Raw genomic sequence first — 19,590 nt, 5'->3', positions numbered from 1 at the left:
ATGGTTCGAACTAGACTCCCCGCGCACCGCGCCCGATGGCTTACGCTTCGTGAATCGGCGAAGAGGAAGTGGATCATGCCGGCTTCGGCGTGCGGAAAAGAGAACTCCACCAGGGAGCTGCGCTCGTGAGTCTAGTTGGAAACGATGAGAGCCGTTTGACAGGATGCTTCGCGGGGCTGCGCGTCCTGGATTTTTCGACCACGATCGCCGGCCCGCATTGTGCACGCATGCTTGCAGACATGGGTGCGGAGGTGATCAAGATCGAGTCAGCTGAAGGTGAAACGATGCGCATCCGGCCTCCGATGCGCGGCGGCTGCTCCACCGCCTTCGGCCAGCTCAACGTCGGCAAGAAGAGTGTCGTGCTCGATTTGAAATCGCGCGACGGCGGCGACGCGGTGCGTCGGCTCGTCACAGGTGCCGACATCCTGGTCGAGAATTTCCGCCCCGGCGTGATGCAGCGGCTCGGGCTCGACGATGCGACCTTGCGCAAATTGAACCCGCGGCTGATCTACTGCTCGATCTCCGGCTACGGCCAGACCGGCCCCTCGGCGGAGCTCCCGGCCTACGCGCCGGTGATCCACGCGGCCTCGGGCTATGACATGGCGCATCTCGCCTACCAGCCCGGGCGCAGCCGGCCTGACTATTGCGGCATCTATCACGCCGACGTGGTGACGGGGACCTATGCCTTCGGCGCCATCGCCTCCGCCCTGTATCAGCGCGAGCGCACCGGCCGCGGCCAACACATCGACTGCTCGATGCTGGAATCGATGCTGAGCCTGACCTTGAACGAGATCCAATGGTCGCAATTTCCCGTCGCGCAGCCGTCGCGGCCGACCTTCGGCCCGGCGGAGTGTCGCGACGGCTTCGTGATGATCGCCATCGCCAGCGAGAAGACGTTCCAGAACCTGATGACGGTGATCGGCCAGCCGGACTGGGTCGATGATCCCAGATTCGGAAAATATTCCGACCGGCGGGCAAACTGGGGCGCGCTGATGGATGGCGTCGAGGCCTGGTCGCGCCGGCTCAACGTCGCCCAATGCCTGGACGCATTGAACGCGGGCGGCGTGCCCAGCTCGGCCTACCGCAGCGTGGCCGATGCGCTGGCCGATCCGCAGATCGCGCATCGCGGCGCGCTGGTCGACGTGGAGGATGCCGCCGGGACCTTCAAGGTCGTCAACCTGCCGTTCCGGATGTCGGAGGCAAAGGTTGCGGCGGGCCCGCGGGCTGCAAGCCTCGGAGAGCACACCGTGGAAATCCTGCGGGGGGCTGGCGTAAGCGACGCTGCAAAACCTTGAGCTCGTGAGCCAAACCGCTGCAGGGCTGCCATGACCGCACATGCTGCGCGCAGCCTTGCCGCTCCACGTGTTTCCAGCCAATGTCGCGATATCGCAAGAACAGTCCGGACCAGCCGGACGCGCTCATGCCGGGAGGAGGTCCAAGGCGACGTTGCCGCGCGCAGCCTCGCCGCTCGTCCCGTCGATGCGCCGTCCGGTCCCGCCCGCATCGGACTACGGGAGTGAAAGCATGAAGAGCTTCAAGGTCACCGATTTCAATGCGCCGCTGACCGAGGTCGACGAGCCGACACCGCAGCCCTTCGGCAAACAGGTGCTGATCAAGGTGAAGGCGGCCGGCGTCTGTCATAGCGATCTGCACATCTGGGAAGGCGGCTATGATCTCGGCCACGGCCGCAAGCCGCTGTCCCTCAAGGATCGCGGCGTGTCGCTGCCGCGGACCATGGGCCATGAGAGCGCCGGTGAGATCGTGGCGTTCGGGCCCGAGGTCACCGAAGCCGAGAAGGGCGGGCTGAAGGTCGGCGACGTCGTGCTGGTCTATCCCTGGATCGGCTGCGGCAAATGCGCCACGTGCCTGGCCGGCGACGAGAACATGTGCCTGAAGCCGGCCTCGCTCGGCGTCTATTGCGACGGCGGCTATGCCGACCACATGACCGTGCCGCATCCGCGCCACCTGATCGATCTCAAGGGGCTCGATCCGGTGACGACCGCGCCTTACGCCTGCTCGGGCGTGACGACCTACAGCGCGCTCAAGAAGGTCGAGAAGGATTTCGACACGCCGATCGTGATCTTCGGCGCTGGCGGGCTCGGGCTGATGGCGCTGTCGCTGTTGAAGGCCATGGGCGGCAAGGGCGCGATCGTGGTCGATATCGACGCGCGCAAGCGCGAGGCCGCGTTGGCGGCCGGCGCGCTGGCGGCGGTCGACGGCAAGGCTCCGGATGCGCTCGAGCAATTGAACAAGGCCGCAGGCGAGCCGATCCGTGCCGTCATCGACCTGGTCGGTAATGCCGCCACCGCGCAGCTCGGCTTCGACTGCCTGACAAAGGGCGGCAAGCTGGTCATCGTCGGCCTGTTCGGCGGCGGTGCGCCGTGGGCGCTGCCGCTCATTCCGATCAAGGCGGTCACCATCCAGGGCAGCTATGTCGGCAATCTCCGCGAGACGAAGGAGCTGCTCGACCTGGTCCGCGCCAAGAACATCGCGCCGATCCCGGTGACGCCGATGCCGCTTGCCAAGGCCAACGATGCCCTGCGCGAGCTACAGAAGGGCCAACTCGTCGGCCGCGCCGTGCTGACACCATAGGACACACCCACTCCATCGTCATTGCGAGGAGCGAAGCGACGAAGCAATTCAGAGTCTCAACCTGAGCCCTGGATTGCGTCGCTTCGCTCGCAATGACCGAGCTAACTCACTCGTATTGCGAAGAAGACATGCCCTCCACCAACGCACTCCACATCGCAGTCCTTCCCGGCGACGGCATCGGGCCGGAGGTCATGGCGCCAGCGCTCGAGGTGCTGCGCAAGGTCGAGGCCAGGGCCGGCCTGTCGTTCCGTTTCACCGAGGCCCAGGCCGGCGCCACCAATTATCTTGCGACCGGCGTCTCGATCGCCGAATCCACGGTCCGGCTGTGCGAGCAGGCCGACGCGATCCTGCTTGGCGCCTGCGGCCTGCCGTCGGTGCGCTATCCCGACAACACCGAGATCGCGCCGCAGATCGAGCTGCGCTTCCATTTCGATCTCTATGCCGGCGTGCGGCCGGCGCGGCTGATTCCGGGCGTGCCGAGCCCGATCGTCGGCGCCGCCGAGCACGGCATCGACTTCGTCGTCATCCGCGAGTCGACCGAGGGCCTGTTCGCCTCGATGGGCAAAGGTGTGGTGACACATGAGGAGGCGCGCGAGACGCTCGTCATCACCCGCAGGACGTCCGAGCGGCTCTTCAACTTCTCCTTCAAGCTCGCCGCCCGCCGCAAGGATCGCGGCCGCTCGGGGACATTAGCCTGCGTCGACAAGGCTAACGTCTTCAAGGCCTTCGCCTACTTCCGCAAGATTTTCGACGAGGTCGCTCAGCTTCATCCGGATGTGAAGGCAGATCATCTCTACGTCGATGCGTGCGCGCTGATGCTGGTGAAGCGCCCCTGGGATTTCGACGTCCTGGTTACCGAGAACATGTTCGGCGACATCCTCTCCGATCTCGCCGCCGGCCTCGTCGGCGGCATGGGCATGGCGCCCTCGGCCGACATCGGCGACCGCCATGCGGTGTTCCAGCCCTGCCACGGCACCGCGCCCGACATCATGGGGCAGGGCAAGGCCAACCCGACCGCGATGATCCTGTCGGCCGCGATGATGCTGGACTGGCTGGCGGACACCCATGGCATCGAGGGCGCAGCCGAGGCGGCCCAGCGGATCGAGCAGGCCGTCGACCAGGTCTATGCATCCGGCCTCAAGCCGTTCGAGTTCGGTGGCAATGCCGGCACGATCGACGTCACGAAGGCGGTGCTGGAGGCGCTTTAGAGCATGATCCGAAAAAGTGGGAACCGGTTTTCCGAAACGATCATGCTCAAACAATGAGAGATAGGATCATGATGCGTTTTCTTGGAAACGCATCATGATTTAATTAGCGTCCCTTGAAGGCCGGCTTGCGCTTCTCCATGAAGGCGCGGCGGCCCTCGCGGAAATCCTCCGAATCCATGCAGGCATCGCCAATCCGCTTGATCGCGGCTGTGTCGCGGCGGCTTTCGTCCTTCAGCACTTCGGCGATGGTGATCTTGGCGGCCTTAATCGCCAGCGGCGCATTGCCGGCAATGGTGCGGGCGATCTCCAGCGTGGCCGGCAGCAGCTCGTCGATGCTCATCATCCGATCGACGAGGCCGATCCGCAGCGCCTCCGCGGCATCGATCCTCTGGCCCGTATAGAGCAGCAGCCGCGCCTGCGACGGGCCGACCAGGGACACCAGATTGCGGAGACCGTCGTAACCGTAGGCGATGCCGAGCCTGGCGGCGGGGATGCCGAACTGGCTGTCCGCGGCGGCGAAGCGCATGTCGGTCAGCATCGCGATCTGCAGGCCGCCGCCGAGGCAGAAGCCGCGGATGCAGGCGATCGTCGGCTTCGGGTAGCCGGCGAGCAGCGCCCGCTGGGCGGCGCTTCGCTCGGCATAGGCCTCGGAGGCTGCGGCGTTGTGGCGGCTCTGCTCGAACTGGCTGATGTCGGCGCCGGACACGAAGGCCTTGTCGCCGGCGCCGGTCAGCACCACGACCCGGATCGGCTCGTCGTCGCGCAGCGCCACCAGCGCCTGGCCGAGCCCCTCCCACATCTCCAGCGACATCGCATTGCGCTTGTCCGGGTTGTTGAAGGTGATGATGCCGACGCCATCGCCCGCTCTGGTCATGAGGATCTTGTCCCCGGCGAAGGTGGTGGGGGACTCGGAGATGGTCGGCATGAAGGGTCCGTCGGCAGGAGGGCAGGCGGCCGGCATCGTTCACCGCGCCGGTGACGGCGTCAATGTGAGTTCAGGACATGATGGGCAGGCAAGGGACGTCCGGGCCGATGCTCTCGACCTGTGCACGGATCGTCCAGGAGAGAACGCGAGCCCTTCACGATCAGCGTCGGCCGGACGGGACCGAAACGCCGGCATGCCGCCACTTCCTATGACGGCAGGGAGCACGAGAATATAAAGGCGACGAAGCCTCAGACCGCGCAGCGATCGCTGGGCGGACGAGAAGGGCCGGTGTGTCGGCCACGCCGATCGCTCGGCCTTGAGCCGAGGCAGTGAACTCGCCCGAGCTGGCAGACCGCCTGGCGCCCCCAAGTTGCGCCCTCGAGCGAAGATGGCCCATAACCATCACGGGCAGACCTGTCTGACGGATCAGACAGCCTTGCCTATTCTTCGTTCGCTGCGATCGATTCCATCAAGGATACCAGCTGACGTTGTACCGTCTGGTCCTTGATCTTGCTGTAGGCGCGCAGCAACCGCAGGCTGAAGGCGCTGTCCAGGAACAGGAGGCTCTCGACCTCACGGGCCTTGCTGTCGCCGTCGTAGAAGAACGTCACGGGCACGTCGAGCGCGGTGGCGATCTGCTGCAGACGCGCAGCGCCGACCCGGTTGACGCCCTTCTCGTACTTCTGGACCTGCTGGAAGCTCACGCCGAGCTTCTCGCCGAGCTCAGCCTGCGAGATCTTCTGCTCTACACGCCGCAGGCGAATCCGCTTGCCGAGCTCGATGTCGGGCTTGCCCGCACTGCGCTGCTTCATTTTCTTTGCCGCTGATTTGTTCATACTGATTTTACCGTCCTTCCATCGGAAAGCCCCCGAAAAGATGGGTCAGGGGTTCACCCATATATACTGTTTTAAGTTGCTGTGGATGGATGAATTCGTCTTTAAACCACGGGTATTTGCCAGGGTTAAAGGCCTCCACCAGCCAGTCGATCATGTGACGCACCCTAGGGATGCGTCCAGTGGTGGCATGGTAAGACAGCCAGATGTCGTAGGACCACTTGAGATCAACCTCAAGCGGTATGATCTTCCCGCCCAGGGCACTCGCGTAGGTTGGGAATACTCCGATACCGGCGCCGTGCGCCACCGCCCAGTAATTGGCGCTCGAGACGTTGGTGGTCATCGCGATCAGGTCCCGCTGCTCAAAACCGGGAAAGATGGTGGCGAAGGCGGCGTTGGCGGCGGCCTCGTCCGCCACCTGCAGAACCAAGCGATGTTTGACGAGATCGTCAATCGTCTTTGGGATGCCAAATATCTCCAGATATTTCTCGCTCGCAAAGCACATCAGGTGCATGCGGCCGAGCCGGACCAGCTTGACGTCGAGCGCCGCCGGCCGGGTGAGGTGGATGGCGACATCGGCCTCGTGACGCGACACGTCGGCCGAGCGCATCGCGCAATAGAGGTCGACCATGACGTTGGGGAAGCTCTGCTGAAATTCGACCAGCCGGGGCGCCAGCCAGAACGTGCCGAGCCCCTCGGTCACCGCGACCCGGACCTCGCCCGACGCAGCGCCGGCGAGACCATCGCCCGCGCGCAGCAGCTCGAATGACGCGGCCTCCATGTGTTCGACGGCGGAGACCACCAGCGCGCCTTCGTCGGTCAGCCGAGCGCCGTGGACATCGCGCGTGAACAGCGTCGCGCCGATCTGCCGCTCGAAATCATCGATGCGCCGCCGCACGGCATTGATCGAGAGCGTCAACCGCTCGGCCGCGGAGCGGAAGCTGCCGGCCCTGACAACCTCGAGGAAGATCCGCGCTGCATCCCAGTCGGTGAGACTTGCCAGCGCCGATTTGCTCATGGCTGACTTGGCCGGGGCGGCCCGGCCCGTCACAGTTCTTGCCGGCTTGCTCGCGGCTGCGCCCCTGGCGCCGCCACTCTCTCGGCTCAGTTCGATGCTCGATCCTGCCGCAGCAGACGAGTCGCCGTGCTCCCCTGGCGCCAGCGTCGCAGGGGTCTCGGCTAGGTCCTGGCGTTCCTTCTGAGGAACGCCCCGTTCCGCCGCAACGCGCATACAAGCTCTCTCCGCCTGCTAGAGTGATTCCGATAAATTACGGGCAAGACACGTTCGTGCCATGATTTGGTTGAGCGATCGAGGGTCGATGAGTCTGCTACCTTCAGTTCTCTGCAGCATGGTCTTACCGCCAGCAGACGCGCGGTCTGACACATCATGTAGGACAAGGACACGCTTAGCGCGAGTCGAATCTAAGATCGACGGTTTTTGCCTCGACCGCAATGAAATGGTATTCGAAGATGGTCCGTTGTCATGCTATCTTGATGAACGGATCGTGGCGCTGACTCATCGAATGCCGGGGAGCGGTGGCGTGTCTTCACCCTGCGTCATGCCAGGACTGAACCGCATGGGCAAAGCGCAGGGGAGCAACGACATGACGTATTTGGAAGCCATCCGCGAGTCGGGAGTTGCTCGGCTCGATCTCGTCGCACGCTAGAACGGAAACGACGCCTGTGGCCAATTCAGACGAACAAATGCTTGCAGTGCTTGCATCCCTGGAGCAGTGCCGCGCCATGCTCGCGGCAACGGGCAATCGCGAATCGGCACATTTGGTCTCGGTTGCCATCCTCGACCTGCGTATGAAGCTGAACCGCCTGAGCGAAGACGATCTGAAATCGCTTTGCGATGAGATGGTTCAAGCTGACAATCCCGACAAGCTGCGCGATGCGAAGCTGCAGCCGGGTCAGCGCCGGCCACCGTTGCTTCGAGTGGTGAAATAGCACAGTTCGATGTGTGCACAAGGGTGCATTTAGCGCATTTGTGATATGTCGTGATCCCACAGTGAGCGCGCACCGGCTCGCAGACGAGCCGGTTGGAACGAGGCGGACACTCCCATCGGGGCGGGGGACTTCGCCAATGAGGCCCCCGATCCGGGGACGTCAGGCTCTGTCCTTGCGAAAGCCCGCAGGCGGTGATCATCGGTGACCGCCGTAACTTCGGCACGTCTGTTGCGTATTCCCGGCATCGGCGGCAAGAAGCGTCGTGCCCCGGCTTGCGCCTGGAGGGGCGTATCGCGGGACTCGCATGATCCAGAACGTATCGATTCCGGCCGCGTTCATTGCTGGCCTGGTCAGTTTTCTTTCGCCCTGCGTGCTACCGCTGGTTCCGCCTTATCTGGTCTATCTCACCGGCGCCACGATCGAGCACATCGAGAGCGAGGAGCCTCCGGCCGCGTCGCGCCGCGCCGTGATGATCTCGGCTGCACTGTTCGTGCTGGGCTTCTCGACTGTGTTCGTGATGTTGGGGGCGAGCGCTTCGCTGATCGGCGGCCTGATCCGGGCCTGGTCGGAGCAGTTGTCCATTCTCGCCGGCATCGTCATCATCGTGATGGGCCTGCACTTCCTCGGCCTGACCCGGATCGCGTTCCTGATGCGCGAAGGGCGGCTGCCGATCCCCAAGCCGGTCGGCCTGTGGGGCGCCTACGTCATGGGGCTCGCCTTCGCCTTCGGCTGGACGCCGTGCATCGGGCCGATCCTGGCGGCGATCCTCTCGATCGCAGCCGCGGAGACGACAGTCGCCAAGGGGGCCGGGCTTCTTGCCGTCTATTCCGCCGGCCTCGGCATTCCGTTCCTGGTCGCGGCGTTCATGATCGAACAGTTCTCGGCGCTGTTCATCCGCATGCGTGGCCATCTCGTGAACATCGAGCGCGCGATGGGCGTGCTGATGATCGCCACCGGCATCGGCTTTCTCACCGGCGCGGTCTCGACCTTCAGCATCTGGCTGCTCGAGACGTTCCCGGCGCTGCAGAGGTTCGGCTGACGCGGCTTAATCGTCGAGCTTGCAGGTGATGGTGTAGACCACGCCCGGCGGCAGGAAGTCGACCGTGGCCTCGCCGCCGAGCTGATCGCGCGCGCTGCGCACGATCAGGCGGGAGCCGAAGCCGCGCTGGATCGGCGCCGAGACCACCGGGCCGCCGGTTTCCTGCCACACCAGCCGCAGCCGTGCCGGCAGCTTCATCGCCGCGTCGGCCGCGCTCGCCAGCTCCCAGGACAGATCGACCGTGCCGGTGTCGTTGGAGAGCGCACCATATTTGGCGGCGTTGGTTGCGATCTCGTGCACGATCATCGACAGCACGACGGCGAGCCGCGGCGACAGCGCCACCTTCGGGCCGGAGATCCTGATGCGCTCGGGCGTGTTGAGGCGGTAGGGCTTGAGCACGCGCTCGATCACGTCCTGCAGCTCAGAACCCTGCCATTTCTCCTTGCTGAGCAGATTGTGCGCCTCGGCGAGCGCGCCGAGCCGGCCCTCGAACTTCTCACGCTCATGGCGGCTGGCGCTGCGGAAGGTCTGCACCGCGATCGCCTGCAGGATCGCCAGCGTGTTCTTGACCCGGTGATTGAGCTCCTCGATCAGCAGGTCGTGCAGCATCTCGGCGCGCGCGATCGTCGTCGCCATCCGCACCGCGAAGGCCAGACCGATTGCCAGCATGATGCCGCCGAGCAGGCTGGTGACCGCGAGGTTGCGCCACAGCGGCGCCACAAGCGAATCCTCGGCGATGCCGGCGCCGATGGTCCATCCGGTGAGGGTGGAATGGGTGAAGCTCGACAGCAGCGGCACGCCCTCGAGCGATACGCTCGACAGCGTCGCCTCCTGCTCGCTGCGCATGCGATCAAACACCGATGGCGAGGCCTGCTTGCCTATCGTGTCCGCCGGATTTGGCACGCGTGCGAATACGGTCGCCTGGCGGTCGAGCAGCGACAAGGTCCAGTCCGGGCTCGGCCGCTGCTTTTCCAGGATGGTCTGGAACATCTCGATCGGCGGGCTGAACGAGATGTCGTAGACGACCTCGCCCTCGCGAAAGACGGGCACCTCGACGGTGACGATCAGGCTCTTCTTCACGACGCCGTAGAACAGGTCGGAATATTGCGGCTGCCGGGTCTCGAACACGCGGCGGGTGATCTCGCGGTTGTTGCGCGGCGGCAGGTGAGCCGTATCCGTCGTCGCCGACGAGAACAGCTGGCGTCCGTTGCGGTCGGCGACCACGATCGCGCCGTTCTTGCCGTACTGCTCGAGGAAGCCCATCGCGATCGGGCGGAAGCGTTCGAAATCGCCGGTGGTCAGGGCATCGGTCAGCGCCAGCACCTGGACGCCGCCAGTCATGCGCTGCATTTCCGCATCGAGCGTCAGCCGGATGCTGCGCACCGTCTCCAGCACGCGCTGACGGGCGTCGCTGCGGTCCTGCATGTAGTTGTGCAAGACGATCCCGCCTGCGAACAGGATGAGCGGCAGCGTGGTCCCTGCGACCAGAAGAGCAAGCCGGATCGGCAGGGAGAGTTTTGGCACGGATGCCCCGTTTGAGCTGGCGCTGCTGATCGCCGTTGGGACTGACGCAGGCGGAGGTGCGTCGGGCGGAGGCGAATTTGTGCAGCGAGCGCATATCAGGCTGGAGCGGCTGCCTCCGCAAGGGCTCGGCGGTTGCAACCGTTCACATGACTGTCAGCATAGGAGAGCGCGGCGGCGTGCACGCCAAGCGCAACGCGCGGCGATCGCCGGTTCCCTGAGCGGCTTTACCGCCACAGCGCCTCTCCTAGACGTTGCTCTCGCTGATGGCCGCATACACCATCGTGCGCAGCTCGCGGCGGATCGGATAGGCGCTCGACGGCAGTACCTGGGTCATGAAGATCGTGATCAGCTCCTCGGCCGGATCGATCCAGAACGCGGTGGAGGCCGCACCGCCCCAGGCATATTCTCCGGCGCTACCTGGAATGAGCGTCTTGGCCGGATCCATCGTCACCGAGAAGCCGAGACCGAAGCCGATGCCGTTATAGGCCGCTTCCGCGAACATCGAGCGCGACAGCGCCGGCAGGTCGACGCCGCCCGGCAGATGGTTCGAGGTCATCAGCTTCAGCGTCTTCGGGCCAAGCAGCCTGACCCCGCCGAGCTCGCCGCCATTGATCAGCGCGCGGCAGAACGTCAGATAGTCCGCCGTGGTCGAGCACAGACCGCCGCCGCCTGAGATGAAGTCGGGCGGGCTCAAGAAAGAGCTGGTTGCCGGATCGTCCTGCAAGGTCAGGCCGCCCTTGCGATCGGCGGCGTGGAACGACAAGGCGCCGCCGGCATCGGCCGAGTAGCACGCCGCGAGCCGGTGCGCCTTCGCGGCGGGGACGTGGAAGTCGGTGTCGCTCATGCCGAGCGGATCGAAGATGCGCTCTTTCAGCACTTGCTCGAACGGCTTGTCGGCGATCTTGCCGACGAGATAGCCGACCACATCGGTGGAGACCGAGTAGTTCCAGGCTTCCCCCGGCGAGAACTCCAGCGGAATGCGCGACAGGTCGTCGATCATCGACTGCAACGTTCCTGCCTTTTCGACCGCGCCGATCTTGGCGTCGCGATACGCGGCATCGACGTTCGAGCGCTGCTGGAAGCCGTAGGTGAGGCCGGAGGTGTGGCGCAAGAGGTCGACGATCAGCATCGGCCGCGCCGGCGGCCGGCTGACAAAGGCCGGCGCGGTGCCGGCGACGAACACGCCCAGATTCTTCCACTCCGGAATGTATTTCGCGACCGGCTCGTCGAGCGCGACCTTGCCTTCCTCGACCAGCATCATGAAGGCGACCGAGGTGATCGGCTTGGTCATCGAATAGATGCGGTAGATCGTGTCGTCCCTGACCGGGACCTTGCGCTCGACGTCGGCATAGCCGAGCGAGCTCGCATGCACGATCTTGCCGCGGCGATAGACCATCAACTGCGTCCCGGGAAAGCGGCCGGCCTCGATATAGCGCTGCCGCAGATGGGCATCGATGCGATCGAGCGCGGCTTTCGACATGCCGACGGTTTCGGGCGAGGCGGGTGTCGGGGCGAGCATCGGGCGTCTCCGCTATGATCGGTTTCTGGCGGCCTGCGCGAGGATCGGCCGCACATGCCGTTTGTTCCGGGTGATAGCCGAAAAACGCGCCGCGTCCAATGGCAGGCCAGGGATGCGTCGTGTACCCTTTGCGCCGGGAGGAATTGGCAATGACACAATTCAACGAGGCCGAGCTCACGGAGGCCGTCGTCGCGAGCTTCGAAGGGACACCCGATCCGCGCGCGAAATTCCTGCTGCAGGAATTGGTGAAATCGCTGCACGATTATGTGCGCCGGACGGAGCTCACTTTCGACGAGTGGGCCGCCGCCATCGACTTTCTCACCCGCACCGGACAGACCTGCACCGCGAGCCGGCAGGAGTTCATCCTGCTGTCCGACGTGCTCGGCGTGTCGATGCTGGTCGACGCCATCAATCATCGCGACCGGGCAGGGGCGACGGAGACGACCGTGCTCGGCCCGTTCTACGTCGGCGAGCACAAGGTGACGCCCCACGGCACCGACATCTCGGCGGATCTCAAGGGCGAGAAGATGTTCGTCCAGGGACGGGTCACCGATCTGTCGGGTGCCCCGCTGGCGGGCGCCGCGGTCGATGTCTGGCATGCCGACGACGAGGGCTTCTACGATTCGCAGCGGCCGTCCTATGAAAGCGATGGTCCGTCGTCGCGGGCGCGCTTCATCACCGATGCGGATGGCCGCTTTTTCTTCCGCACCATCCTGCCCTGCAGCTATCCGATCCCGACCGACGGTCCGGTGGGACGGATGATCCTCGAGACGAAGCGTCATCCGATGCGCCCGGCCCATGTGCATTTCCTGGTGGACGCCAAGGGCTACGAGCCGCTGATCACCCACGTCTTCGTCGGCGGTGACGAATATCTCGACAGCGATGTCGTCTTTGGCGTCAAGGACGACCTCGTCGCCCAGGTGGAGCGGCGCAGCGACGCGGTGATGCCGGACGGCAAGCTGGCCGTCGGGCCATGGCACTTCATGACCTACGATTTCCGCATGAAGCCGGGAGCCGGCGCGGCGCCGAGGCCGCTCGGCGCGATCGCGCCTGAACCCGCCTGAGCTGTGGCGGCCGGCAGGCCCGCCTACCAGCCGCCGTGGCGAGCCGCGAGCAGGATGACGACTGCGATCGCGAGCAGCGCAGTCGTTGCTTTCCAGAACAGCAACGGATTGCGCTCGATCAGGGGCGTCCGGCTGTCGCCGACATAGGCCGGATTGGGGTGCCGAAGGTCGAAGACGAATTCGGAGAGGCTCTCGTAACGTTTGGCGGCCATGGGATGGACGGCGCGTCGAAGTGCGCCGTCGATCCAGAGCGGGACGGCTTGGTCATCGCCGGAGGCCGGCAGATAGCGGACCTTGCGAAACTGTGCCCGGGTTCTTGCGCGCGCCATCTGCGCGCCGTAGGGCAATCGCCCCGTCAGCATCTGGTAAGCGATGACTCCGAGTGAGAACTGATCGGACCATTCGGAGCCGCCCTCGCCGAGAAAATATTCCGGCGCCGTATACTGCTGGGTGCCGAGGATGCTGTCGTGGTCGGCAGCCGGATCGGCCTCGACCACGCCGCTGACGCGCACCGATCCGAAATCGATGATCTTCACCGTCCCGGTCCGGTCGATCATGATGTTCGCAGGCCGCAGATCCTGGTGCAGCACTTCCTTGCGATGCAGCGCCTGCAGCCCCTTGGCGATCTGCTCGATGATGTCTCTGATGGCATCGAGATCGGCTTTGGGATGGTCGATCATCCATTGCGCCAGGGTCTGGCCTTCGACGAATTCGGTGACGACGTAGAGATGATCGCGGCGACGCGTCGATGGGAGGGCCTTCAGCACGTGCGGGTTGTCGATCCGCCGCGCGATCCAGTCTTCCATCAGGAACCGTTTGAGATAGGCCGGGTCGCCGCGGAGGTCGATCGAAGGCACCTTGAGGGCGACGGCGAGCTCCGTCTCGACGTCGATGGCCAGATAGATGTGGCTGCGGCTGCTGGCATGGATCTCGCGCACGATCCGGTAGCCCTCGAAGATCATCCGCGCGTCCAGCAGCGGCGCCGGCGGCAGCTGCTCGGCCTGGACCGGAATCTCGGCGGCATCGCCGGCGCCGAGTTCGTCGATCCGCACGATCTGGATCGTGAGATTGTCCGCACTGCCCTGCGCCAGTGCCTCAGCGACGATGATGCGGGCCGCCTGGTCGAGGTCGTGGGAATTCTCCTTCAACACGTTGGCGACAAAACGCTTGCCCACGTGCTCGTGAACGCCGTCGGTCGCGAGCACGAAGATGTCGCCGCGCTCGATCCGAATGGCCTGATAGTCGATTTCGACCTCGGGATTGACCCCGAGCGCACGCCCCAGATAGCTCTGCTGCGATGAGATGATGACGCGATGATCGTCGGTGAGCTGCTCGAGCGAATGGCCTGCGGGGCGATAGATGCGACAATCGCCGATATGGAAGAGATGCGCGGTGGCCGCCTTGATCACGATCGCGCTGAGCGTGCAGACATAACCTTTGTCGCGGTCATAGGCGTATTGGCTGGCTCTGGTCTGGGCGTAGAGCCAGGAGTTGGCCGCGGCGATCACGCGTCGCGCCGAGGTCTTCACCGACCAGGCATCCGGCGTACAGTAATAGTCGGTCAGGAAGCTCTTGACCGCCGACTCGCTCGCAATGTGGCTGACCTCGCTGCTGCTGATCCCGTCCGCGATCGCGATTGCGATGCCCTTCAGGCTGAGCGCCGGCTCATCGGGAATCAGTGCGCCGTGGAAGTCCTGGTTGCCCGGCTTCTGCCCTTTGTCGGAATGCGCTCCGATGGTGATCCGCAATGGCATTTGGGCTGTCGGGCGAAGGGCGAGGGAGCCCGACCTTACCGGGGCCGGGCTCTCCAAGGGAAACGGAATCAGGCCGCGGCGCGAGCCGCGATCTTGGCATCTCGCTTCGGCTGCGTCCTGATGTGGGTGGCATAGAGCGTCAGGCCGGTGAACGAGAGGCCGCCGACGAGATTGCCGAGCACGGTCGGGATCTCGTTCCAGATCAGGTAGTCCATGATCGAGAACTTCGCATGGAGCATCAGCCCCGACGGGAACAGGAACATGTTCACCACCGAATGCTCGAACACCATGTAGAAGAAGACCAGGATCGGCATCCACATCGCCAGCACCTTGCCCGGGACCGTCGTCGAGATCATCGCGCCGACCACGCCGGTGGAGACCATCCAGTTGCACAGCATGCCGCGGATGAACAGCGTCGCCATTCCGGCCGCGCCATGCGCCGCGTAGCCCAAGGTCCGGCCTTCGCCGATATTGCCGATGACAGCGCCGACCTTGTCCGGGTCCTGCGTGAAGCCGAACGTGGTCACGAATGCCATCATGAAGGCAACGGTCAGTGCTCCGGCGAAATTGCCGATGAAGACGAGTCCCCAGTTGCGCAGCACGCCTGCGATGGTCACGCCCGGACGTTTGTCGATCACGGCCAGCGGCGACAGCACGAACACACCCGTCAGCAGATCGAAACCCAACAAATAGAGCATGCAGAAGCCGACCGGAAACAACAGGGCGCCGATGATCGGCTGGCCGGTGTTCACGTTGATGGTGACGGCAAACCAGGCTGCGAGCGCCAGGATCGCGCCAGCCATGTAGGCGCGGATCACGGTGTCCCGGGTCGACATGAAGATCTTGGACTCGCCTGCGTCCACCATCTTGGTCACGAATTCTGAAGGCGCGAGGTACGACATTCAAACGTCCTTTGCTTGCTCTCGGGAATAGATTGCGCGCTGCCTTGCGAGAGGTTCTGGCTCTCGAGGGACATCGCCACGGGCAGGCGGATCGGATGTCGAATGCGGGAAGGGCGTCACGACGACCGCGCCGAGGAGACCTCGGTCGCGTGCGCGCATCCGTCCCGGAGATCAGCGCCATAGGCGTCGACAGTCCGGCGAACCGCAGTCATCGTTGACTTGCAGAACCAGAAGCAATGCGTGTGCCAAATTTGACGCCACCGAGAAAGTCAGTGATTTCAAGCGACTGCGCTGGAGTTTCTCTGCTGCGGCTGCCTGAAAGGGCTCTTTTGGCGCCCTGATGCTCACGGAACAATCTCTCCATGCTTATTTTGTGTGCGCCGCACACAAAGTGTGCGAATCGCAAATTTTGGATGCGGCCCGCTGCCTCTGATGGATTGTTGTGCAACGCTAAAGGGTTGAATTTGCCTGACAAATCCGAATCGGCGCGTTGGCACGAAGCTTGAAAGAGCGTGTCCGACGCCATCGATGCCGTCCGCGCAACCCTCATCCGAATCGTGACGCTGCCCCTTCCGAGGCCTCCTCGGAACACGCCTTTGTGCGTGGTGCAGCGACCCGCAACGGACGGCCATTCACCCATCGAGCGCTCTTCAGACAAAGGACGACAGCACTCATGACGAAGACTGCCAATCCTGCTCGCCGCAACGGCCTCAGCCGTCGTCAGCTTCTCAAGGCCGGCGCAGGGACGGCTGCGCTGCTTGCAGCCGCGAAGCTGAACTTGCCGGGCGGAGCTTTCGCCCAGGGGGCGGGGCCGGAAGTCACCAGCGCCAAGCTCGGCTTCATCGCGCTCAGCGATGCCGGCCCGTTGTTCGTCGCCAAGGACAAGGGCCTGTTTGCGAAATACGGCATGCCTGACGTCGATGTGCAGAAGCAGGCCTCATGGGGCACGACGCGCGACAATCTCGTGCTCGGCTCCGAGGGCAATGGCATCGACGGCGCGCACATCCTGACCCCGATGCCCTACCTCATCTCCTCGGGCAAGGTGACGCAGAACAACCAGCCGACGCCGATGTACATCCTGGCGCGCCTCAATCTCGATGCGCAGTGCATCTCGGTCGGCAAGGAGTACGCCGACCTGAAGCTCGGTCTCGATACCGCGCCGTTCAAAGCCGCGCTGGAGAAGAAGAAGGCCTCCGGCAAGTCCGTGAAGGCCGCGATGACCTTCCCGGGCGGCACCCACGATCTCTGGATCCGCTACTGGCTCGCCGCCGGCGGCATCGACCCCGACAAGGACATCGAGACCATCGTGGTGCCGCCGCCGCAGATGGTGGCCAACATGAAGGTCGGCACCATGGACTGCTTCTGCGTCGGCGAGCCCTGGAATGCGCAGCTCGTCAACCAGGGCATCGGTTACACCGCCGTCACGACGGGCGAGATCTGGAACAAGCATCCCGAAAAATCCTTCGCGATGCGCGCCGCCTTTGTCGACAAATATCCGAAGGCCGCGAAGGCGTTGACGATGGCGGTTATGGAAGCGCAGCAGTGGGCCGACAAGATGGAGAACAAGCAGGAGCTTGCGACCATCATGGCCAAGCGGCAGTGGATGAATTGCCCGGTCGAGGACGTCGCCGGACGCACGGCCGGCAAGTTCGACTACGGTACCGGCAAGGTCGTCGAGAACTCGCCGCACATCATGAAGTATTGGCGCGACTTCGCGTCCTATCCATTCCAGAGCCACGATCTCTGGTTCATCACCGAGGACATCCGGTGGGGCAAGTATGAGGCCGGCTTCGACGCCAAGTCGCTGATCGCCAAGGTCAACCGCGAGGACATCTGGCGCGAGGCCGCCAAGGAGATGAACGTCGCCGCCGCCGAGATTCCGACCTCCAAGTCGCGCGGCAAGGAGACCTTCTTCGACGGCAAGGTGTTCGATCCGGAAGATCCCGCCGCCTACCTGAAGTCGCTGTCGATCAAGCGCGTCGACGCCTGATCAGGACCTCCCGCCGCGCGCGCGAGGCGCGCGGCCTCTCTCATTGCACGGAGAAAGATTTCCGATGTCCATGCCAGCGTTGAGCAACGATAGTGCTCCCAAGGTCGTGCCGACCGCGGCGGCGTCCACCTCGGCGTCCATCGTAACGATGACGCCCAAGCAGCCGCCGAAGGCCGAGCGCTATGTAAAGATGGCACGTGAGGCCGCGGTGCGCGTGGTGCCGCCGCTGATCGTGCTGGCGCTGTTCCTGCTGATTTGGGAGCTGGTCTGCCGCCGGGCCGGCTCGGCGCTGCCGCCGCCCTCCCGGGTCTTCAGCGACACCCGGGAGCTGATCTTCGATCCGTTCTTCGATCATGGCGGCATCGACAAGGGCTTGTTCTGGCATCTCGAAGCCAGCCTCCGGCGCGTCGCCTTCGGCTACGCGATTGCCGTCGTCGTCGGCGTCGGTGTCGGCACGCTGATCGGCCAGTCGGTGTGGGCCATGCGCGGCCTCGATCCGATCTTCCAGGTGCTGCGCACGATCCCGCCGCTCGCCTGGCTGCCGCTGTCGCTGGCGGCCTTCCGCGACGGCCAGCCGTCGGCGATCTTCGTCATCTTCATCACCTCGGTGTGGCCGATCATCATCAACACCGCGGTCGGCATCCGCAACATTCCGCAGGACTACCGCAACGTCGCCGCGGTGGTGCAGCTCAATCCGCTGGAATTCTTCGCCAAGATCATGATCCCGGCGGCCGCGCCCTACATCTTCACCGGCCTGCGCATCGGCATCGGCCTGTCGTGGCTCGCGATCGTCGCGGCCGAGATGCTGATCGGCGGCGTCGGCATCGGCTTCTTCATCTGGGACGCGTGGAACTCCTCGCATATCAGCGAGATCATTCTCGCGCTGTTCTATGTCGGCATCATCGGCTTCGTGCTCGACCGCATGATCGCGGTGGTCGGCAAGATCGTGACCCGCGGCACTGCGACGAATTGAGAGGTAGAGATCATGGCCTATCTGAAGCTCGACCACGTCGACAAGACCTTCACCCGCGGCACCGCTACCACCGAAGTGCTGAAGGACATCAATCTCTCGATCGAGAAGGGCGAGTACGTCTCGATCATCGGCCATTCCGGCTGCGGCAAGTCGACGATGCTCAACATCGTGGCGGGGCTCACCACGGCCACGACCGGCGGCGTGCTGCTGGAGGAGCGCGAGGTCAATTCGCCGGGACCTGACCGCGCGGTGGTGTTCCAGAACCACAGCCTGCTGCCCTGGCTCACGGTCTATGAGAACGTGCGGCTCGGCGTCGACAAGGTGTTCGCCAAGACCAAGACCCGGGCCGAGCGCGATGCCTGGACCATGCACAATCTGAATCTCGTGCAGATGGCCCATGCCAAGGACAAGCGTCCGAACGAGATCTCCGGCGGCATGAAGCAGCGCGTCGGCATTGCCCGCGCGTTGGCCATGGAGCCGAAGGTCCTGCTGCTTGACGAGCCGTTCGGCGCGCTCGACGCGCTGACCCGGGCGCATCTGCAGGACTCCGTGATGGCGCTGCATCAGAAGCTCGGCAACACCATCCTGATGATCACCCACGACGTCGACGAGGCCGTGTTGCTGTCCGACCGTATCGTGATGATGACCAACGGTCCGAGCGCACGGATCGGCGAGGTGCTCGAGGTCGCGCTGCCGCGTCCGCGCAAGCGGCTCGAGCTCGCGACCAACGCCACCTACGTGAAGTGCCGCCAGCGCGTGCTGGAATTCCTCTATGAGCGCCATCGCTACGTCGAGGCGGCGTGACGATTCGAACGCGGAGGACGGATCGAACCGCCCTCCGCCTCGGGCGACTAACGGGTTCTCGTCTCCATCATCGAAGGATTTCCCATGACGCCGTCTCAGATCGAATTGGTTCAGGATAGCTTTGCCAAGGTCGCGCCGATCTCCGATCAGGCCGCGGGCATCTTCTACGATCGCTTGTTCGAGGTCGCGCCGCAGGTGCGGCCGATGTTTCCAGACGATCTCACCGAGCAGCGCAAGAAGCTGATGGCGACGCTGGCGGTCGTCGTGAATGGATTGGCGAACTTGCCTGCGATCCTGCCGGCAGCAAGCGCGCTGGCCATGCGCCACGTCGATTATGGTGCCAAGCCCGAGCACTATCCGGTGGTCGGCTCTGCGCTGCTGTGGACCCTGGAGAAGGGACTGGGCGAGGCCTGGACGCCCGAGGTCGCCGAGGCCTGGACCGCGGCCTATGGCACGCTGTCCGGCTTCATGATCGCGGAAGCCTACGGCAAGGCGCAGGCTGCGGAGTAGCAT

General features: G+C 64.4%; 18 protein-coding genes. 10 read left to right on the top strand and 8 right to left on the bottom strand.

The genetic code is table 11. The annotated features are described in order from the left end of the window. Window positions 1–125 precede the first annotated feature (125 nt). The 3 genes from QW881_RS18115 (at window position 126) to QW881_RS18105 (ending at window position 3,800) form a co-directional block, all read left to right on the top strand. On the top strand, window positions 126–1,295 hold the full coding sequence (locus tag QW881_RS18115; RefSeq protein WP_410052073.1) for a CaiB/BaiF CoA transferase family protein: 1,170 nt from the start codon (window positions 126–128) through the stop codon (window positions 1,293–1,295). Window positions 1,296–1,524: 229 nt separating this feature from the next. Further along, entirely contained in the window at window positions 1,525–2,592 is a 1,068-nt protein-coding gene (locus QW881_RS18110; RefSeq protein WP_315776388.1) for an alcohol dehydrogenase, read from the top strand. Window positions 2,593–2,720: 128 nt separating this feature from the next. Further along, a complete protein-coding gene (locus QW881_RS18105) occupies window positions 2,721–3,800 on the top strand; it encodes an isocitrate/isopropylmalate dehydrogenase family protein (protein WP_315758501.1) in 1,080 nt (359 codons plus the stop codon). A gap of 103 nt (window positions 3,801–3,903) precedes the next feature. Here the strand turns inward: QW881_RS18105 and QW881_RS18100 are convergent, their stop codons facing one another. The 3 genes from QW881_RS18100 to QW881_RS18090 form a co-directional block, all read right to left on the bottom strand. Next, window positions 3,904–4,725 carry an enoyl-CoA hydratase gene (locus QW881_RS18100; RefSeq protein ID WP_316159120.1) on the bottom strand — a complete coding sequence of 274 codons (822 nt, stop codon included), beginning with the start codon at window positions 4,723–4,725 and terminating at the stop codon, window positions 3,904–3,906. A gap of 440 nt (window positions 4,726–5,165) precedes the next feature. Next, window positions 5,166–5,561 (bottom strand): helix-turn-helix domain-containing protein, encoded by a 396-nt coding sequence (locus QW881_RS18095; protein ID WP_015668220.1) that lies wholly within the window; start codon window positions 5,559–5,561, stop codon window positions 5,166–5,168. A gap of 7 nt (window positions 5,562–5,568) precedes the next feature. Beyond that, complete coding sequence (locus QW881_RS18090; protein WP_315758503.1) at window positions 5,569–6,789, bottom strand: LysR family transcriptional regulator; 1,221 nt, start codon at window positions 6,787–6,789, stop codon at window positions 5,569–5,571. Between the two features lie 407 nt (window positions 6,790–7,196). Between QW881_RS18090 and QW881_RS18085 the strand changes: the two genes are divergently transcribed. Together QW881_RS18085 and QW881_RS18080 are read left to right on the top strand one after the other, a co-directional pair. After that, window positions 7,197–7,508 (top strand): hypothetical protein, encoded by a 312-nt coding sequence (locus QW881_RS18085; RefSeq protein WP_315758505.1) that lies wholly within the window; start codon window positions 7,197–7,199, stop codon window positions 7,506–7,508. A gap of 304 nt (window positions 7,509–7,812) precedes the next feature. Then, entirely contained in the window at window positions 7,813–8,547 is a 735-nt protein-coding gene (locus QW881_RS18080) for a cytochrome c biogenesis CcdA family protein (RefSeq protein WP_315758506.1), read from the top strand. Between the two features lie 6 nt (window positions 8,548–8,553). On the opposite strand, the gene QW881_RS18075 is transcribed toward QW881_RS18080, so the two are convergent. After that, window positions 8,554–10,071 carry a sensor histidine kinase gene (locus tag QW881_RS18075; protein WP_315758507.1) on the bottom strand — a complete coding sequence of 506 codons (1,518 nt, stop codon included), beginning with the start codon at window positions 10,069–10,071 and terminating at the stop codon, window positions 8,554–8,556. Between the two features lie 244 nt (window positions 10,072–10,315). Continuing rightward, a complete protein-coding gene (locus QW881_RS18070; protein ID WP_315758508.1) occupies window positions 10,316–11,590 on the bottom strand; it encodes a serine hydrolase domain-containing protein in 1,275 nt (424 codons plus the stop codon). Between the two features lie 149 nt (window positions 11,591–11,739). On the opposite strand from QW881_RS18070, the gene QW881_RS18065 reads away from it, so the two are divergent. Continuing rightward, on the top strand, window positions 11,740–12,654 hold the full coding sequence (locus QW881_RS18065) for an intradiol ring-cleavage dioxygenase (protein ID WP_315758509.1): 915 nt from the start codon (window positions 11,740–11,742) through the stop codon (window positions 12,652–12,654). 23 nt (window positions 12,655–12,677) lie between these two features. Here QW881_RS18065 and QW881_RS18060 read toward each other — a convergent pair whose 3' ends face one another. From QW881_RS18060 to QW881_RS18050, 3 genes are all read right to left on the bottom strand, one after another. After that, a complete protein-coding gene (locus QW881_RS18060; protein ID WP_315758510.1) occupies window positions 12,678–14,408 on the bottom strand; it encodes a bifunctional protein-serine/threonine kinase/phosphatase in 1,731 nt (576 codons plus the stop codon). Window positions 14,409–14,476: 68 nt separating this feature from the next. Then, window positions 14,477–15,310, bottom strand: coding sequence for a formate/nitrite transporter family protein (locus tag QW881_RS18055; RefSeq protein WP_315758511.1), 834 nt, complete (start codon window positions 15,308–15,310; stop codon window positions 14,477–14,479). Between the two features lie 208 nt (window positions 15,311–15,518). Then, a complete protein-coding gene (locus tag QW881_RS18050; protein WP_315758513.1) occupies window positions 15,519–15,836 on the bottom strand; it encodes a hypothetical protein in 318 nt (105 codons plus the stop codon). A gap of 147 nt (window positions 15,837–15,983) precedes the next feature. Here QW881_RS18050 and QW881_RS18045 point away from each other — a divergent pair, with 147 nt between their 5' ends. From QW881_RS18045 to QW881_RS18030, 4 genes are all read left to right on the top strand, one after another. Further along, on the top strand, window positions 15,984–17,300 hold the full coding sequence (locus QW881_RS18045; protein ID WP_315758514.1) for a CmpA/NrtA family ABC transporter substrate-binding protein: 1,317 nt from the start codon (window positions 15,984–15,986) through the stop codon (window positions 17,298–17,300). A 64-nt stretch (window positions 17,301–17,364) separates the two neighbouring features. Further along, window positions 17,365–18,273, top strand: a complete 909-nt coding sequence (ntrB, locus tag QW881_RS18040; RefSeq protein ID WP_315758515.1) for a nitrate ABC transporter permease — start codon at window positions 17,365–17,367, stop codon at window positions 18,271–18,273. A 12-nt stretch (window positions 18,274–18,285) separates the two neighbouring features. Next, on the top strand, window positions 18,286–19,077 hold the full coding sequence (locus QW881_RS18035) for an ABC transporter ATP-binding protein (protein ID WP_315737171.1): 792 nt from the start codon (window positions 18,286–18,288) through the stop codon (window positions 19,075–19,077). An 84-nt stretch (window positions 19,078–19,161) separates the two neighbouring features. Further along, window positions 19,162–19,587 carry a globin family protein gene (locus tag QW881_RS18030; protein WP_315758516.1) on the top strand — a complete coding sequence of 142 codons (426 nt, stop codon included), beginning with the start codon at window positions 19,162–19,164 and terminating at the stop codon, window positions 19,585–19,587. Window positions 19,588–19,590: the final 3 nt, after the last annotated feature.

It is taken from the genome of Bradyrhizobium sp. SZCCHNS3016, assembly GCF_032484535.1.
Classification (GTDB): Bacteria; Pseudomonadota; Alphaproteobacteria; order Rhizobiales; family Xanthobacteraceae; genus Bradyrhizobium.
This window is presented reverse-complemented; position numbering and strand designations above follow the sequence as displayed.